The 16,123-nt window shown below is 44.3% G+C and carries 12 protein-coding genes; 4 read left to right on the top strand and 8 right to left on the bottom strand.

Annotation, left to right across the window (positions count from 1 at the left end; translation table 11 throughout):
- The first annotated feature begins 328 nt into the window (after positions 1-328).
- The 3 genes from AC0VYT_RS03160 to AC0VYT_RS03170 all read left to right on the top strand — a co-directional run bounded on the left by AC0VYT_RS03160 (position 329) and on the right by AC0VYT_RS03170 (position 5,100).
- On the top strand, positions 329-1,684 hold the full coding sequence (locus tag AC0VYT_RS03160) for a DcaP family trimeric outer membrane transporter (RefSeq protein ID WP_005016038.1): 1,356 nt from the start codon (positions 329-331) through the stop codon (positions 1,682-1,684).
- Between the two features lie 612 nt (positions 1,685-2,296).
- Positions 2,297-3,532 carry a sodium/glutamate symporter gene (gene gltS / locus AC0VYT_RS03165; protein ID WP_005016037.1) on the top strand — a complete coding sequence of 412 codons (1,236 nt, stop codon included), beginning with the start codon at positions 2,297-2,299 and terminating at the stop codon, positions 3,530-3,532.
- A gap of 92 nt (positions 3,533-3,624) precedes the next feature.
- Positions 3,625-5,100, top strand: a complete 1,476-nt coding sequence (locus AC0VYT_RS03170; protein ID WP_005016036.1) for an alanine/glycine:cation symporter family protein — start codon at positions 3,625-3,627, stop codon at positions 5,098-5,100.
- A gap of 38 nt (positions 5,101-5,138) precedes the next feature.
- On the opposite strand, the gene chrA is transcribed toward AC0VYT_RS03170, so the two are convergent.
- Positions 5,139-6,347 carry a chromate efflux transporter gene (gene chrA / locus AC0VYT_RS03175; RefSeq protein ID WP_005016035.1) on the bottom strand — a complete coding sequence of 403 codons (1,209 nt, stop codon included), beginning with the start codon at positions 6,345-6,347 and terminating at the stop codon, positions 5,139-5,141.
- A 136-nt stretch (positions 6,348-6,483) separates the two neighbouring features.
- On the opposite strand from chrA, the gene AC0VYT_RS03180 reads away from it, so the two are divergent.
- Positions 6,484-7,488, top strand: coding sequence for a patatin-like phospholipase family protein (locus AC0VYT_RS03180; protein WP_005016034.1), 1,005 nt, complete (start codon positions 6,484-6,486; stop codon positions 7,486-7,488).
- A 557-nt stretch (positions 7,489-8,045) separates the two neighbouring features.
- Here AC0VYT_RS03180 and AC0VYT_RS03185 read toward each other — a convergent pair.
- The 7 genes from AC0VYT_RS03185 to AC0VYT_RS03215 are packed head-to-tail and all read right to left on the bottom strand — an operon-like array spanning position 8,046 to position 15,988.
- On the bottom strand, positions 8,046-8,699 hold the full coding sequence (locus AC0VYT_RS03185) for a CoA transferase subunit B (RefSeq protein ID WP_005016032.1): 654 nt from the start codon (positions 8,697-8,699) through the stop codon (positions 8,046-8,048).
- 2 nt (positions 8,700-8,701) lie between these two features.
- Entirely contained in the window at positions 8,702-9,409 is a 708-nt protein-coding gene (locus tag AC0VYT_RS03190; protein WP_005016029.1) for a CoA transferase subunit A, read from the bottom strand.
- A 29-nt stretch (positions 9,410-9,438) separates the two neighbouring features.
- Entirely contained in the window at positions 9,439-10,344 is a 906-nt protein-coding gene (locus tag AC0VYT_RS03195; RefSeq protein WP_005016028.1) for a hydroxymethylglutaryl-CoA lyase, read from the bottom strand.
- Complete coding sequence (locus tag AC0VYT_RS03200) at positions 10,341-12,332, bottom strand: acetyl-CoA carboxylase biotin carboxylase subunit (RefSeq protein ID WP_005016026.1); 1,992 nt, start codon at positions 12,330-12,332, stop codon at positions 10,341-10,343. Before AC0VYT_RS03200 ends, AC0VYT_RS03195 begins: the two co-directional genes overlap by 4 nt.
- 41 nt (positions 12,333-12,373) lie before the next feature.
- The gene (locus tag AC0VYT_RS03205; RefSeq protein ID WP_005016022.1) at positions 12,374-13,165 is read right to left on the bottom strand and encodes an enoyl-CoA hydratase-related protein; all 792 of its coding nucleotides are present in this window, start codon (positions 13,163-13,165) and stop codon (positions 12,374-12,376) included.
- Positions 13,166-13,174: 9 nt separating this feature from the next.
- Entirely contained in the window at positions 13,175-14,782 is a 1,608-nt protein-coding gene (locus AC0VYT_RS03210) for a carboxyl transferase domain-containing protein (RefSeq protein WP_005016020.1), read from the bottom strand.
- A gap of 33 nt (positions 14,783-14,815) precedes the next feature.
- Entirely contained in the window at positions 14,816-15,988 is a 1,173-nt protein-coding gene (locus AC0VYT_RS03215) for an isovaleryl-CoA dehydrogenase (protein WP_005016014.1), read from the bottom strand.
- Positions 15,989-16,123 lie beyond the last annotated feature (135 nt).

Here is a 16,123-nt window from a genome sequence, read left to right on the forward strand (position 1 = left end):
AATAAAATAATAGCTTTATATACCGGTTTATAACCTTAAGAATAATAAGGTATTTGTGTTTTATATCACAAAAAACGATCGTAAATTTAAAAATAGACGTTAAAACTGATTTTAATAACAAAGAGAACTTGTTACATTAGCCCTAGGTAATACACATTATGTTACTAACAACGGAATTTTAGCGTTTTTATTTTAATTTTTGTAAGCATTTAAGTGCAGTACTTTTAAAAGAGTTTGGCAATACTTAAGGAATAGCATAATTGAACTTGCAGGCTGACCTGGCCAACCTTGCACGGATGCGAACATAATAATATTTCTGGAGATTAGGATGAGCAAAGTATCTAGCCGAAAAGCTTTTCTGCCACAGGGACTCGCGGTTGCAGTTGCTGCACTGATGATGAACTCGGCACATGCCATGACAGAACAACAAGAACTTCAACAGCTTCGTGCTGAGGTTAAAGAACTCAAGGCATTGATTCACCAGCATTTACCTCAAGCTTCCAATCAGGGGCAAAATACTGTAGCAAGTTCTTCAGCACTGCAAGCTACACCTCAAGTTGTCCCTTTATCTCAGCAGTCTGGTAATAATGCCAGCCCGCCGGCACCTGCTACGCCTGCAACCGGTTTAACAGCCCGCACAGCAAATGGTGCGGAAGTTAAGCTTTACGGTTTTGTCCGTGGTGATGCAGCTTATCAGTTTGAAGGTGGAAGAGGGATCTTTAACCGCATTAATACAGTAACTCTGGACAATGCGCCAGATAAGGAAGCCACTGAAGATCGGTTTGATGCAACTGCGACTACTACACGTGTCGGAGTGGATTTTAAAACTCCAATCCAGGGTGCAGATATTGGGGGTAAAGTTGAAGTCGATTTCCGTGGTGGAAGCAGCAATGACACAGTACGTATTCGTCATGCCTACCTGACTTATAATGACTGGCTGTTTGGTCAGACTACTTCATCATTCCTTTCTTCTGAAACCACACCAGAAATGCTCGACTTTAATGCACCGCTGGGTATCGGAACCTACCGTACTCCAATGGTGCGTTATAGCCATACTCTAGATGCCAATACCCGGTACTTCCTGGGTCTGGAAAAAGGTAATGATGATAACCGTCTGCCAGCAGCTACTGCTAAAATTAACCATAAATTTGCTGATGGTGCAGGCGTAGTAACTGGTCGTGCGCTGTTACAGGAAGTTCGTGCTAGAAATTTAACTGGCAAAGAAGGTGATAAAGATCGTGTACCAGAGCCTTATTTCGATGAAACAGAATTAGGCTGGGGTCTGGCAGTGGGTGCCAACTTTAAACCAACTGACCAGTTAACCTTAAATGCTGATTATTCTCATGTTAAGGGTGATGACAAGTTCCTGCTTTACACAGAAAACCGTTATACCGCTAAGGGCGATAATATTGAGCTGAATGAATTCAATGCTGTGTCTTTAGGCGCGACCTACAAGTTCACACCGCAGTGGCGTAGTACCTTGGGATATGGCGCAATATTCTATGATGATGCAACTGGCTCGGATGATAATGATCAGCTACAACAAGGCTGGTTAAACGTAATGTTTAATCCGGTTAAACCAATCACTTTTGGTGCTGAATATGTCTATGGTGAGCGTGAAACCGCTGCCGGTGTAAAAGGTAAAGATAATCGCATTGGCATGATGGCTAAATACGATTTCTAAATCATTGTAAATAAACTAAAAACTGAGGCACATGCCTCAGTTTTTTTATATTCAAATAAGAATTCTTCTTATATTTTCGACTAATTCCAATAAAAATGAAGTAAAAAGGTCAGACTAAGGTCGTAGATAAATTTGCAATCCCCCCAAGACATCCCTTAAAAAAAACTGCATAATCAGCAAATTTTTTAATCTGTACACCCAAGATAATTTAACTTCCATCGAGTCAACTTCTAGGTAGTATTCTATAGAAGAACTCATTCAACAGTTTGGAGCTTATAATGAGTTTATCTCTCAGTATTAAGCCTGTTCAGCAGTTTCAACATGTATTTACCCATACATTAAAGTTGCTGTGTTTTGCATCCCGGATGGGGGTCCAAATGCAAAGGCCATGTTTCTTCAATATAAGGCAAGATGTAATACAGTCGAGTTTTGATACTTTCCGTTCTTAGATAGAACAGTTCATGTATTCTTAACTTAAAGACGCGATACATTCTTGTGATTACAGCATGCTTTAATTTATTTGAAGTAAAGTTGCCTATAGATTATAAAATCGGCATTTTATATAAAATAAAGTATGAAGAAAGACATTAGCCATATTTGATGGATCTTCTTATGGAATTTACCTTTAATGCGTTTTACACGCTTATTGCAGCAGTAATTGTTTTACTTCTTGGCCGCTTCCTTGTAAACAAGATCGGTTTTCTGAGTCGTTATAACATTCCCGAACCTGTGGCCGGTGGTCTGGTTGCTGCGGTAGTCTCGTTACTTGTGCATTCCCTCTGGGGTTACAGTATTACTTTTAGCAGTGAATTACAGACCAGCTTCATGCTGATTTTCTTTGCTTCCATTGGCCTAAGTGCCAACTTTATGAAGCTAAAAGAAGGTGGTATCGGTTTGGTGGTATTCCTGATCTGTGTTGCTTCATTTATTGTAGTACAAAACGCAGTCGGTATGAGTCTGGCCAGTTTGCTGGGGGTTGATCCGCTGATCGGTCTGATAGCAGGTTCAATTACTCTGACCGGCGGGCATGGTACAGCGGGTGCCTGGGGCGAAATCCTGGAAGTTGAACACGGTATTCAAGGCGCACTTGCTCTGGGGATGGCCAGTGCAACATTCGGTCTGATTATTGGCGGTATTATTGGCGGCCCATTGGCTAAACTTTTAATTAACCGATACAACCTGTCTCAGCCACGCACCGTGCGTCAGATTAATGATCGGGATACACATCCTGCACCCGATTTTCCCGAGCTTGCACCTTTTGAAAATCCGCATCAGGTACGCCTGATTACTGCTGACAATGCGATTACGACCTTGGGCATGTTCGCTGCCTGTCTGGCCTTTGCTGAGTTTATGACAGGTTACAGTAAAGGTACCTGGTTTGAACTGCCAACCTTTGTATGGGCCTTGGGCGGTGGGGTAGTTCTGCGTAACGTTCTAGAAAGTATATTCAAGGTTGATATCTTTGATCGTGCAATTGATGTCTTTGGTAATTCTTCACTGTCACTTTATCTGGCTATGGCACTGCTGTCTTTAAAACTGTGGCAACTGGCTGATCTGGCAGGCCCACTGGTAGTGATTTTAGGCGCACAGACTTTAACTATGGCATTGTATGCAGCTTTCATTACTTTCCGGGTAATGGGCAAGAATTATGATGCCGCAGTACTGGCTGCTGGCCACTGTGGCTTTGGTATGGGCGCAACCCCAACAGCGGTTGCAAACATGCAGGCGATTACCAATATGTATGGTCCATCACATAAAGCCTTTTTGATCGTACCATTATGTGGTGCTTTCTTTGTTGACCTGATCAACGCAACCGTGATTCAGCTGATTCTAAAATTCTTTGCTTAACAGGCATTCATAAAAAAGTCCCCCTCATACGGGGCTTTTTTATTGAGGTTGAAGTCGGCGATATTTTACAAATTTGAGTAGCAAGAGATTGTATGGATGAACAACTAAATACCCGTTTAATGGCTTGGGTAAGTTTCTTTAATGATCCTTTATGGGATTTTTTGGTGGTCTTTCTGGTGGTGGTTGGAGTGTTTTATACACTTCTAACCGGCGCAGTTCAGATTCGCCTATTCTTACACAGTATCCGTGTAATGAAGGGCAGCCGTAAAGAAGGTGACGATCAGCATGGTATTACCCCGTTTCAGGCTTTTGTTACGGGTCTAGCGAGTCGGGTTGGGGTAGGGAACGTTGCAGGTGTCGCAATTGCAATTGCAATTGGCGGTCCGGGCGCCGTATTCTGGATGTGGTTTACTGCATTTCTGGGGATGAGTTCAGCATTTGTTGAGTCCTCATTGGCACAGCTATTTAAAGTACGTGATCATCAGAACCAGCAATTCCGTGGAGGGCCAGCTTATTACATTACCCAAGGTTTAAAGCAGAAATGGTTAGGCGTTGTATTCGCACTCTCTCTTATTTTAGCTTATGGCTTTGTATTTAATGCAGTACAGGCTAACTCGATTGTAGATGCAACTGCTCATGCCTGGGGCTGGGACCGTGCAAATATTATGCTTGATCTGGGTGGACTGGGTTTTGAAGTTTCTTGGGTTGGCGTAGTACTGGTCATTATGACCGCAGCAATTATTTTTGGTGGAATCAAGCGTATTGCGGTCGTGGCAGAGCGTATGGTGCCATTAATGGCTGTGCTCTATCTGGCAGTTGCACTTTATATTGCCATAATAAATTTCAGTATTCTTCCAGATATATTCAAACTAATCTTTACTGAAGCCTTTAAGTTTGATGCTGCTGCGGGTGGTTTTTTTGGTGCAATGGTATCGATGGCTATGATGCAGGGTATTAAACGTGGCCTGTTTTCAAATGAAGCCGGCATGGGGTCTGCACCGAATGCTGCAGCTGCTTCAGATGTAAAACATCCGGTAGACCAGGGGCTAGTACAGATGCTTGGGGTATTTGTAGATACCTTTGTAGTGTGTTCATGTACTGCGATTATCATTCTGGCTTCCGGTCTGTATCATGAAGCAGGTTTTGAGGGCGTTACGCTCACCCAGATGGCATTGGTCAGTCAGATCGGTAGCTGGGGTGATGATTTTCTGGCCCTGATTTTATTCTTGTTTGCTTACTCTTCTATTATCGGGAATTACGCCTATGCTGAGAGTAACGTTCAATTTATCAATAATCAGCCAAAAGTCATGTTTGTATTTCGTCTTCTGGTATTGGCAATGGTATATTTTGGCGCGATTACCAGCGTACCACTGGTCTGGTCAATGGCGGATCTATCCATGGGCTTAATGGCAACAATTAACCTGTTTGCTATTTTACTCCTGACGCCTTTCTTGCGAATGTTATTGAAAGATTATAGCTCTCAGCTTAAAAAAGGCATTAAGGAGCCGGAATTTAAAATAGATAAGTATCCGGAACTCAAGAAGAAAGTCGATTCAGATATTTGGTAAAACTTGTTTAAAGCTCCTTGCGAGGAGCTTTTTTATGATCAGAAATAAAGTGAAAATAAAAAATAGCCTAAACATGAGAGTGGTAAACTCAATAGAACCGGAATTTTACTGTTCAGTAAAGCAATAACAAGACCAACAAAAATTATATCACTCCAGTGCTGGATACCTTTTTGTCCGAGCTGCAATACCATCGCCAGCAGTAAACCGACTACTGCGGCATTGATTCCATAAACTGCAGCCTGAATTTTTGTCTGCCTTAATAAGATAGACCAGTAAGGCAGTGTTCCGAAAATCAGTAAAAATGAAGGAAGGAAAATGGCGGCTGTAGTAATCGCTGCATTAATTAATGGAGAAGAAGTAACCGGTAAGAATGCACCCAAGTAAGAAGCAAAAGTAAATAAAGGTCCAGGTACAAGCTGTGCAAAGGCATAACCTAGTTCAAAATTTGATTCTTCAATTAGTCTGGACGTTACCAGTTCCTGATATAAGAGAGGAAGCACAATATGTCCTCCGCCAAATACCAGTGAGCCTGAACGGTAAAAACTTTCAAAAATCTGTATAGCAAAAGAAGGTGCCCACCATTGCATAATAAAAAGTAATATAAACAGGCCAACAAATATCAACAGCCAATAATAGGCACGAAAGGATGTAGAGACAGTTTTCTGTATTTCTGGCTGATCTTTTACAACTATTGGTACAGCAAGTTTCGCTGTATGAACGCAGTATAATCCTGCCACGCCACCCAAGATAATCACCAGCAGCTGGCTCATGGCTAGCGGTATAAAATAAATAATAAGTGCTGAAGCCAGCATCAAAATAAATTGCCAGACCGTACTGCAGAAGTTTTTTAACATTTGCCAGAAAGCAAAAATTACGACGGCCAGTACGATAAGTTGTACTATATGAAAAACTGATGAAGAAAGCCAGGAAGACAGGGAAACACTCAGTAGTGCACAGCCCAGCATTAAAATTATAGAGGGTAAGGTGAAACCAAGCCAAGCCAGAAGAGCGCCCCCATAACCCCTTTGTAAGTAACCGATACCGAGTCCAACCTGACTGCTGGTAGGGCCGGGAAGAAGCTGGGCTAATGCGACCAGTTGCGTATATTCATCGCTGGTCAGCCAGCGATATTTTTCAACAAAGGTGCGGTGAAAAAAGACCAGGTGTGCAGCTGGTCCTCCAAATGAGGTACAACCCAGTTTTAAAAAAATAAGAAAAATAGTGAGATACTGAACAGATAAATTCATGATCGATATTCTTCTCACAAATGGCTTGAGTTTAGAGTCCAATCATGACAATTTAAATAAATTTTATACAGCAATTTCTGAAATGTACTTCTACAATTCCTTTTTCAGAAAAATAACTCAGATCTCTCAAGTGCCCATGAAACAGCTCACATTCTGCTTACTCTGGATGAGTCTGGTCGGCCTGACCGGCTGCCAACATTTTAAAACATCTGAGCCACAGGCTGCACAGATGGTCACTGATGCACGGGCACAGTTTGAAAAGGTTCCTTTTGCTCAGATTAAAACAGTAGAGCAGCGGCCAGTTGTGGCTTTGGTCTTGGGTAGCGGCGGTGCCCGGGGCTATGCGCACATAGGGGTAATTGAGGTTCTGGAGCAGCAGGGAATCCGTCCAGATTTTATTGTGGGAACCAGTGCAGGCAGTATTGTAGGTTCTATATATGCCAGTGGAAAATCTGCAAAAGAGCTGCGGAGTATTGCTCTTAATATGAAAGCCACCGATGTACGCGATATTACCCTGGATATGAAAGGCTTTTTTGATGGCAAGAAAGTTGAAGACTATATTAATCAGCAGGTTGATAACATGCCGCTGGAAAAAATGAAAATACCTTTTTATGCAGTAGCCACTGAACTCAAAGAGGGTGCCCGTACTGTATTTAACTATGGAAATACCGGACAGGCAGTACGCGCATCCGCATCTATTCCGAGCATGTTTATTCCTACCCGTATTGGTGATAAAGAATATGTTGATGGGGGACTGACCAGTCCGGTGCCGGTTGAGGTGGCACGTGATCTGGGCGCTGATATTATTATTGCAGTTGATATTCTGGCACAGCCCACTCATACCGAAACGTCAAATGTCTGGGGGCTGTTTAATCAGAATATTAATATCATGCAGAACCGGCTAGCTAATGAAGAGTTGAAGTATGCTGATATAGTAATCCAGCCTGACTTACGTGAAAAAGCCCATATTTTTGATGTGCGTGGGCGTGAAGCCAGCATGCAAGCTGGTCGGGAGGCTACTTTGGAAAAACTGGAAATGATTGAGCTGGCTATTGAGACTAAACATAACAACCAGCAGAGAGACGACCAGAAAAATCTTACTGCGCTTAATGATACGGCTGCTGTCAAAACTAATAGGTAAAAAAAGAGCCCCTGGTTGGGAGCGAGAGTGAAGGGGCCCTAAATGGGAGCTAAGAAAGCCATTATCTGACTTTCTTATCCCAGCTGAGGAGAACAATGACCTTGAGATCTCTGGAGTGAAATAAAAGGGTCATTGATAAGCTCATGATCAGTTTGCAATATGCTTAGCAAACTGTATATTGAAAAATGCATCTAATTCGAGAACTTATGTAAAAATTGTCAGTATAAATGCAGGCTAAATAAAAACTTTTATAAGTATTTAATTTATATATAAAATTAGCTGAATAGAGATAATTTTTATATTCTGTAGAAATTATAGGCAATTTTATAGATTGATTTAAAAGAGAATAATTCTTATTATTTGGATTCCTTTCTTATATGTAATATAAAAAAAATATATTATAGATACACTCTTAATTTTTTTTTACAAAGTTTAACACGTCCTTAATAGCTAATTATTCACTTTAAATTTATATCTCAATTGAATTAAATTTTTTAGTTCCTAAAACTTATTAAAGTGGCTGTTTACAACCACTTTAAAATTTGTATTCAAATATTTTAATCTGCCAGTTCTGTAGAAATTGTATTGATGAGCCTGACTCCGGTTACAGCCTGAATATCTTCAAAACTTACCTGTTCAGCCAGTTCAATCAGCTCGATTCCCTGTTTGGTGACATCCATTACCCCTAAATCTGTAATAATCCGGTGGACTACACCTTTACCTGTAAGTGGCAGGCTACACTGTTTTACAATTTTTGGTGTTCCATCTTTCGCACAGTGTTCCATCAACACCACGACTTTTTGTACACCTGCAACCAGATCCATGGCTCCGCCCATGCCCTTGACTTTCTTGCCCGGAATCATCCAGTTGGCCAGATCTCCCTGTTCGGAAACTTCCATTGCTCCTAAAATCGCAATATTGATGTGTCCACCACGAATCATGGCAAAGGATTCGGCACTTGAGAAAAATGCAGCGCCGGGCCGGGCTGTTACGGTCTGCTTACCCGCATTGATCAGATCAGCATCCACCGTTTCTTCAGTCGGAAACTCCCCAATCCCCAGTAAACCGTTTTCAGACTGGAGCCAGACATTGACCTGTTCTGGAATATAGTTGGCGACCAGGGTCGGCAATCCAATACCCAGGTTGACATAAAATCCGTCTTCGAGTTCCTGTGCGGCACGCTGTGCCATTTCATTACGTGACCAGGCCATATTTATCCCTCCGCCGTTTTCAGTGTCATCTGTTCAATCCGTTTTTCAGGTGTGGCATTGAGTACAATACGGTTAACATAGATTCCCGGCAGGTGAATAGCATCCGGATCCAGCTCACCAATCTCGACAATCTGTTCAACTTCAGCCACGGTAATTTTTCCGGCCATGGCACAGACCGGATTAAAGTTCTGCGCGGTTTTACGAAAGACCAGATTTCCGGCTTTGTCGGCTTTATAGGCTTTAACCAGCGATATATCGGCTGTCAGTGATTCTTCCATGATATAGGTTTTGCCGTTGAACTCTCGCTCTTCCTTCCCTTCAGCAATGAGAGTGCCTACGCCGGTCTGGGTAAAAAATGCTGGAATACCAGCACCGCCGGCCCGCAGTTTTTCGGCCAGCGTACCTTGAGGGGTAAGTTCAACTTCAAGTTCACCACTCAGGTATTGACGCTCAAATTCTTTATTTTCTCCCACATAGGATGAAATCATTTTCTTGATCTGACGGGTAGCCAGCAGCTTTCCTAAACCGAAGTCATCTACGCCTGCATTATTGGAAATACAGGTCAGGTCTTTTACTCCGGTTTCTTTTAGAGCTGAAATCAGAGCCTCAGGAATACCACATAGGCCGAATCCGCCTACAGCAATCTGTTGACCATCCTGTACAATATCTTTTAACGCATCGGATGCTGAGGGATAAACTTTATTATTCATAGGACCTCATCCTTAATTTTTTATAGACTTTATACTGTGCAAAGTTTTTGTTTATAGGCCTGTGCAAATTTAGACGGATTAGGCCGATGCAATACCTCTGCAATATAGTCTGCGGCTGCCATCAGTTTTTCGAGCTGTATACCCGTATCAAAACCCATCTGGCTAACCAGATAATAGACATCTTCAGTTGCAACATTACCTGAAGCACCTTTGGCATAAGGACAGCCACCAAGTCCCGAGATTGAAGAATCAAAGCTACGGATTCCTTGCTGAATCGACTCATAGATATTAGTAATTGCCATACCATAAGTGTCATGAAAGTGCCCAGCCAGAGCTTCTTTTGGCAGGAGTTCAAGGCATTCTTTCCAGACTGCGCGAACCCTTAATGGTGTAGCGGTTCCAATAGTTTCACCTAACGATACTTCATAACAGCCCATGTCATATAAAGTCTTTGCAACTTCTGCAACTTTCTGGGGGGAAATTGCACCCTCATAAGGGCAGTCCACCATACACGATACATAACCACGCACCCGAATATTATGCTGTTTGGCCTGTTGCATAATATCTTGAAAGCGTTCAAGGCTCTCCTGAATCGAACAATTAATATTTTTCTGAGTGAAGCTTTCTGAGGCTGCCGTAAAAACTGCAATTTCCTGACACTTCACCTGAAGGGCGGCTTCAAAACCTTTCAAATTAGGAGTTAGCAGACTCAGTGAAATATCATCCTGTTTCGGGAGCTGTGCATAAAGTTCATCACTGTTAGCCATTTGTGGAACCCACTTTGCCGATACACAAGAGCCCACTTCTATCGCTTTAATCCCCGTTGCCATCAGGCGAGTAAGAAACTCGTAACGCTGCTGAAAAGTGATCACACTTTTTTCATTTTGCAGGCCATCACGTGCACCGACTTCAACAATCCTGATACTTTCATTCATGCAGAGGCCTCCGCTTCAATACAGAAATCCAGCAATTCATCACCCGCAGCGACCTGATCACCAGACTGGAAGAACAGATTGTTAATGATACCGTCCTGTGGTGCCCGGATGGTATATTCAATTTTCATAGCTTCCAGTGTCATAAGCGGTTCATCTTTTTTGACCTGAGCAAACTGCTCTACCAGTACCTGAGTAATAATGCCTGGCATAGGTGCCTTAAGATTACCTGCTTCTTCAGCCTCACCTTCTACATGGGCATACGGATCAATAATTTCAAACTCATAGGGTTGTGCCTGTTCAAAGAGCACCAGACTTGAGTCACACTTTACAAAGCATAGCTTATGTTGATGATTATCTATCTGGAGATGGGCTGTATTAGATGCAGTCAGTTCGCCAGAAATTTTAAAATCTTGATTATGGACCTTAACCAGATAGCCCTGTTTTAAGATAGCCAGTTCAATATCATAAATTTCCTGCTGATGGCGTAACTGAACATGGGTTTTAGCCTGCTGGTTCAATCGCCAGAAGTTAGGCTGTTGCCAAGGATCATGCGGCAGGGAGTGCTTTAACGTCTGCTGAAGCAGATGGAGGACAGCAGCTTGTGCCAGTAGAGATGGTTTAATCTCAGGCTTTGAACTGAACAGCTGGATATTTTCACGCTCGATCAGTCCAGTATCTAAGTTTGGCTGGCTAAATGATCCAGTCCCCACCAGACGGTGCAGGAAAGCTACATTATTACCCACACCCTGAATATAAAAGTTTTGCAAGGCATGCTGCATCTGGCGCAGTGCATCCTGACGGGTTTTGCCCCAGACAATCAGCTTGGCAATCATCGGGTCATAAAAGCTGCTGATGCTGTCGCCCTGAATAATGCCGCTATCTACCCGCACATGTGCATTCTGCTGTGGGTATTGCAGAAAATGAATTTTACCAATCGAGGGTAAAAAGCCATTATCTGGATCTTCTGCATAAATCCGAGCTTCCAAGGCATGACCTTGAATAGAAAGATCCGCCTGAGCTTTAGGTAGAGGTTCACCATAGGCAACCCGTAGCTGCCACTCGACCAGATCCTGTCCGGTAATCATTTCAGTCACCGGATGTTCGACCTGCAGGCGAGTATTCATTTCCATAAAATAGGCCGTACCATCCTGCTCGACAATAAATTCGACTGTACCGGCACCTACGTAGTTGACAGCGCGTGCGGCGTCAATCGCAGCTTGGCGCATGGCCTCCAGTTTTTCTTCTGGCATCAGCGGAGCAGGGGCTTCCTCCAGAACCTTCTGGTGACGGCGCTGTACTGAACAGTCACGCTCAAACAGATGAACATAATTGCCATGCTTGTCACCAAAAACCTGAACCTCAATGTGTCTTGGGCGCGTGACATAACGTTCAATTAATACATCTTCATTACCAAAACTTGATCGAGCTTCGCTCTTGCATGAGGTCAGAGAACTTAAGAAGTCTTCACTGCGTTCCACCAGACGCATGCCTTTACCGCCACCACCTGCACTGGCTTTAATCAGCACCGGGTAGCCAATCGCATCGGCCTGCTGTTTTAAAAAATTCGGCTCCTGATTTTTGCCATGATAACCTGGTGTCAACGGCACACCGGCCTTTTCCATGAGTGCTTTAGAGGTAGCTTTTAGACCCATTGCCCGGATTGCTTCCACCGGCGGCCCAATAAATTCGATACCATTTTGCTGGCAGGCTAGTGCAAAATCATCATTTTCAGATAAAAAGCCATAACCCGGATGGACCGCTTCTGCACCGGTTAGCAGTGCTGCTTCTATAATCCGTTCAATTTGCAGGTAACTTTCACTGGCTGGAGCACGACCAATACAGATGGCTTCATCTGCCTGTTTAACATGCTGTGCCTCGGCATCAGCTTCAGAATAAACCGCAACAGTTTGAATGCCGAGTTCCTTGGCAGTACGGATGACACGACAGGCAATTTCACCACGGTTCGCAATTAAAATTTTCTTAAACATAATCCTTTATCCTGCTTTTTATGATTTTGTGGAAAATGGCCTTAAGCGCACCAGTGCGGTGTACGTTTTTCCAAAAAGGCACTCAGGCCTTCTTGTGCCTCTTCGCCCAGCCGTAATCTTGCAATATGAGCTGCGGTCTGCTGCATAAGTTCAGCAGTCAGTTCCTGTTCGGCTACAGTGTCGATCAGTTGTTTGGAAGCCGTTTGTGCCTGCGGACTACCTAATAGCAGCTGTTCAATTATTTGTTGAATGCCTGTATCCAGTGCTTCGGCACTATAGACTTCATGAGCCAGTCCGATGGCTTTAGCCTGCTGTGCTGAAAGCCGCTCAGCAGTTAAAAAGTAACGTGAAGCCTGACGCGCACCAATGGCCCGAATCACATAGGGACTGATGGTAGAGGGAGCCAGTCCCAAACGTACTTCAGAGGTTGCAAACATTGCTTTTTCGCTGGCAATACATATATCACAGGCCGAGGCCAGGCCTAACCCGCCTCCTAGTGCTGCACCATGCACACGGGCAATGGTGGGCTGTCTAAGATGAGCCAGTTTATGCAGCATGGTGGCCAGCTTCATGGCATCCTGCTGGTTCTCTTCACTACTAAAATGACGGGCTGCTTTCATCCAGTTCAGGTCTGCGCCAGCAGAGAAATTTTTGCCGCGGCCTGCCAGTATTACCACACGAGTATTAACGTTTTGCTCTAGCGCATCAAAACACTGGCTGAGCTCGGCAATTAATTGTGCATTAAAGGCATTGTGCAGTTCTGGACGGTTTAGCCAGATATAGGTGGCTCCATTAGGCTGCTCTTTAATTTCAATCAGTTCAAAATGCTTCATGAATCTCTCCTACATGCGGAATACGCCAAAATGGGTTTCTTCAATTGGAGCATTCAAGGCCGCGGACAAACTGAGTGCAAGTACCTGACGGCTTTGTGCAGGATCAATTACCCCGTCATCCCACAGTCGGGCAGAGGCATAATAAGGATGGCCCTGGCGCTCGTACTGTTGTCGAATCGGATTTTTGAACTCGTCTTCCTGCTCGGCAGTCCAGTTTTCGCCTTTGCTCTCAATGGCATCGCGGCGTAAAGTGGCAAGAACACTAGCAGCCTGCTCGCCACCCATGACCGATATACGTGAATTAGGCCATGTCCACATAAAGCGCGGTGAGTATGCACGGCCACACATGCCATAGTTTCCGGCGCCAAATGAGCCGCCAATTACCAGCGTGATTTTAGGAACTTTGGCTGTAGCAACTGCCATGACCAGTTTGGCGCCATGTTTGGCAATTCCTTCATTTTCATACTGGCGGCCAACCATAAAGCCGGTAATGTTCTGAATGAATAGCAGTGGAATTTTGCGTTGTGTACACAGTTCAATAAAATGTGCGCCTTTCTGGGCAGATTCGGAAAAGAGAATGCCATTATTGGCAATAATTCCGACCGGCATACCATACAGATGAGCGAAGCCTGTAATAAGCGTAGTTCCAAACCGTGCCTTAAATTCATCGAAGCGTGAACCATCAACAATTCGTGCAATGATTTCCCGTACATCAAAAGGTTTGCGGCTGTCACTCGGAATAATGCCATATAGCTCTTCGGCATCAAATAATGGTGATTCAATCTCTTTTAGCTGAAGCTGTGCTGCTTTTTTCCAGTTCAGGTTGGCTACAATCCTGCGGGTGATTCCAAGTGCATGCAGATCATTTTCAGCCAGATGGTCGGCAACACCGGAAAGACGGGTGTGGACATCGCCACCGCCGAGATCTTCGCTAGTAACCACTTCGCCTGTGGCTGCCTTGACCAGTGGCGGGCCACCGAGAAAAATTGTGCCCTGATTACGCACAATAATGGTTTCATCCGACATGGCCGGTACATAGGCACCCCCTGCGGTACAGCTGCCCATGACCACTGCAATTTGCGGTATGCCTTTGGCAGACATCTGTGCCTGATTATAGAAAATCCGGCCAAAATGGTCGCGGTCTGGAAATACTTCATCCTGGAGAGGCAGGAAAGCTCCTCCCGAGTCTACCAGATAGATGCAGGGCAGCCGGTTCTGCTCGGCAATTTCCTGGGCCCGAAGGTGTTTTTTGACTGTAAGCGGATAATAGGTACCACCTTTAACTGTGGCGTCATTGGCAATAATCATGCACTGTACACCATGCACCTGACCAATACCGGCAATTACACCGGCAGAAGGTACATCATTGTCATACAAGCCATAGGCAGCCAGCTGGCCAATTTCCAGAAAAGGGCTGCCTGTATCTAGAAGGCGTTCGATACGTTGACGTGGTAGCAGTTTACCCCGGGCCAGATGTTTTTCTCGGGCCTTTTCTCCGCCACCCAGCTGGATTTTGGCAGCCAGCTGGTTCAGGTCATCGACCAGTTCCTGCATGGCCTGCTTATTCTGTTTGAATTCTTCACTGCGGCTATTCATCTTGATTGCAATCTGGTTCATGGCAGTCATCCTTGTGCATTAAGGTTAAAGGGATCAAGCTGTTTCGTTGAACAGCTCACGGCCAATCAGCATGCGTCGGATTTCTGAAGTGCCGGCACCGATCTCATACAGTTTGGCATCGCGCCATAAACGCCCTGTAGCAAAGTCATTGATATAACCATTACCACCTAAAGTCTGAATTGCTTCACCGGCCATCCAAGTGGCTTTTTCAGCCGAATATAAAATGGCGCTCGCTGCATCTTTACGCAGAGCACGGCCATGATCAGCACGGTCACAGGCTTGACCTACGCTGTATACTAGAGCCTTGCAGGCCAGCCAGGTCGAATACATGTCGGCAATTTTGCCTTGCATTAACTGGAACTCGCCTAGTGCCTGACCGAACTGCTTACGTTCATGCAGGTAGGGCATCACAATATCCAGACAGGCATCCATAATGCCAAGCGGACCACCGCTTAGTACAGCGCGTTCATAATCAAGTCCACTCATGAGTACCTTGACACCATTGCCCACTCCACCCAGTACATTCTCGGCGGGTACTTTACAGTCATCAAAAAATAGAGGGTAAGTGTTAGAGCCGCGCATCCCCAGTTTGTCCAGATGCTGGCCATGACTAAAGCCTTTCATGTCTTTTTCAATTAAGAAGGCCGTCATGCCTTTGGCACCTGCCTGCAGATCGGTTTTGGCATAGACCACCAATACGTCAGCATCACCACCATTGGTGATCCACATTTTTGAACCATTTAATACATAGTGGTCGCCTTTCTGGTCAGCACGAAGTGTCATACTTACCACGTCTGAACCGGCATTCGGTTCAGACATTGCCAGCGCTCCTACATATTCACCAGATACCAGTTTTGGCAGGTAACGCTGTTTCTGTGCTTCAGTACCATGACGGTGAATCTGGTTGATACAGAGGTTAGAATGTGCACCATAAGACAAGCCAATAGATGCACTGGCCCGCGAGATTTCTTCCATGACCAGAATGTGAGCCAGATAACCCATATTACTGCCGCCGTACTCTTCAGAGACGGTCATGCCCAACAGGCCCATGTCACCCATTTTTTTCCACAGTTGCGCTGGAAACAGATTATCCTGATCGGCCTTGGCCGCAAGAGGCGCCACTTCCTTTTTGGCAAAGTTCTGAACCGATTCCTGTAGGGCTTTTAGGGTATTATCTATTCCAAAATCAATTGTTTGTAAATTCATTCTCTACCATCCTGTAGAACTGTATTTGTTATTTCGCAGCTGTATTTGTTGTGACCTGAGTTCACAATACAATTATTTTTTAAAAAAGTGAACCTTTATTCATAAAATGATTTATAATTCATTTTAAGGCGTGAA

The organism is Acinetobacter sp. QJM3NY_42 (genome assembly GCF_056173745.1).

Coding starts and splice junctions, on each gene's coding strand:
- AC0VYT_RS03160 (WP_005016038.1), top strand. CDS start 329: ATGAGCAAAGTATCTAGCCGAAAAGCTTTTCTGCCACAGGGACTCGCG.
- gltS (WP_005016037.1), top strand. CDS start 2,297: ATGGAATTTACCTTTAATGCGTTTTACACGCTTATTGCAGCAGTAATT.
- AC0VYT_RS03170 (WP_005016036.1), top strand. CDS start 3,625: ATGGATGAACAACTAAATACCCGTTTAATGGCTTGGGTAAGTTTCTTT.
- chrA (WP_005016035.1), bottom strand. CDS start 6,347: ATGAATTTATCTGTTCAGTATCTCACTATTTTTCTTATTTTTTTAAAA.
- AC0VYT_RS03180 (WP_005016034.1), top strand. CDS start 6,484: ATGAAACAGCTCACATTCTGCTTACTCTGGATGAGTCTGGTCGGCCTG.
- AC0VYT_RS03185 (WP_005016032.1), bottom strand. CDS start 8,699: ATGGCCTGGTCACGTAATGAAATGGCACAGCGTGCCGCACAGGAACTC.
- AC0VYT_RS03190 (WP_005016029.1), bottom strand. CDS start 9,409: ATGAATAATAAAGTTTATCCCTCAGCATCCGATGCGTTAAAAGATATT.
- AC0VYT_RS03195 (WP_005016028.1), bottom strand. CDS start 10,344: ATGAATGAAAGTATCAGGATTGTTGAAGTCGGTGCACGTGATGGCCTG.
- AC0VYT_RS03200 (WP_005016026.1), bottom strand. CDS start 12,332: ATGTTTAAGAAAATTTTAATTGCGAACCGTGGTGAAATTGCCTGTCGT.
- AC0VYT_RS03205 (WP_005016022.1), bottom strand. CDS start 13,165: ATGAAGCATTTTGAACTGATTGAAATTAAAGAGCAGCCTAATGGAGCC.
- AC0VYT_RS03210 (WP_005016020.1), bottom strand. CDS start 14,782: ATGAACCAGATTGCAATCAAGATGAATAGCCGCAGTGAAGAATTCAAA.
- AC0VYT_RS03215 (WP_005016014.1), bottom strand. CDS start 15,988: ATGAATTTACAAACAATTGATTTTGGAATAGATAATACCCTAAAAGCC.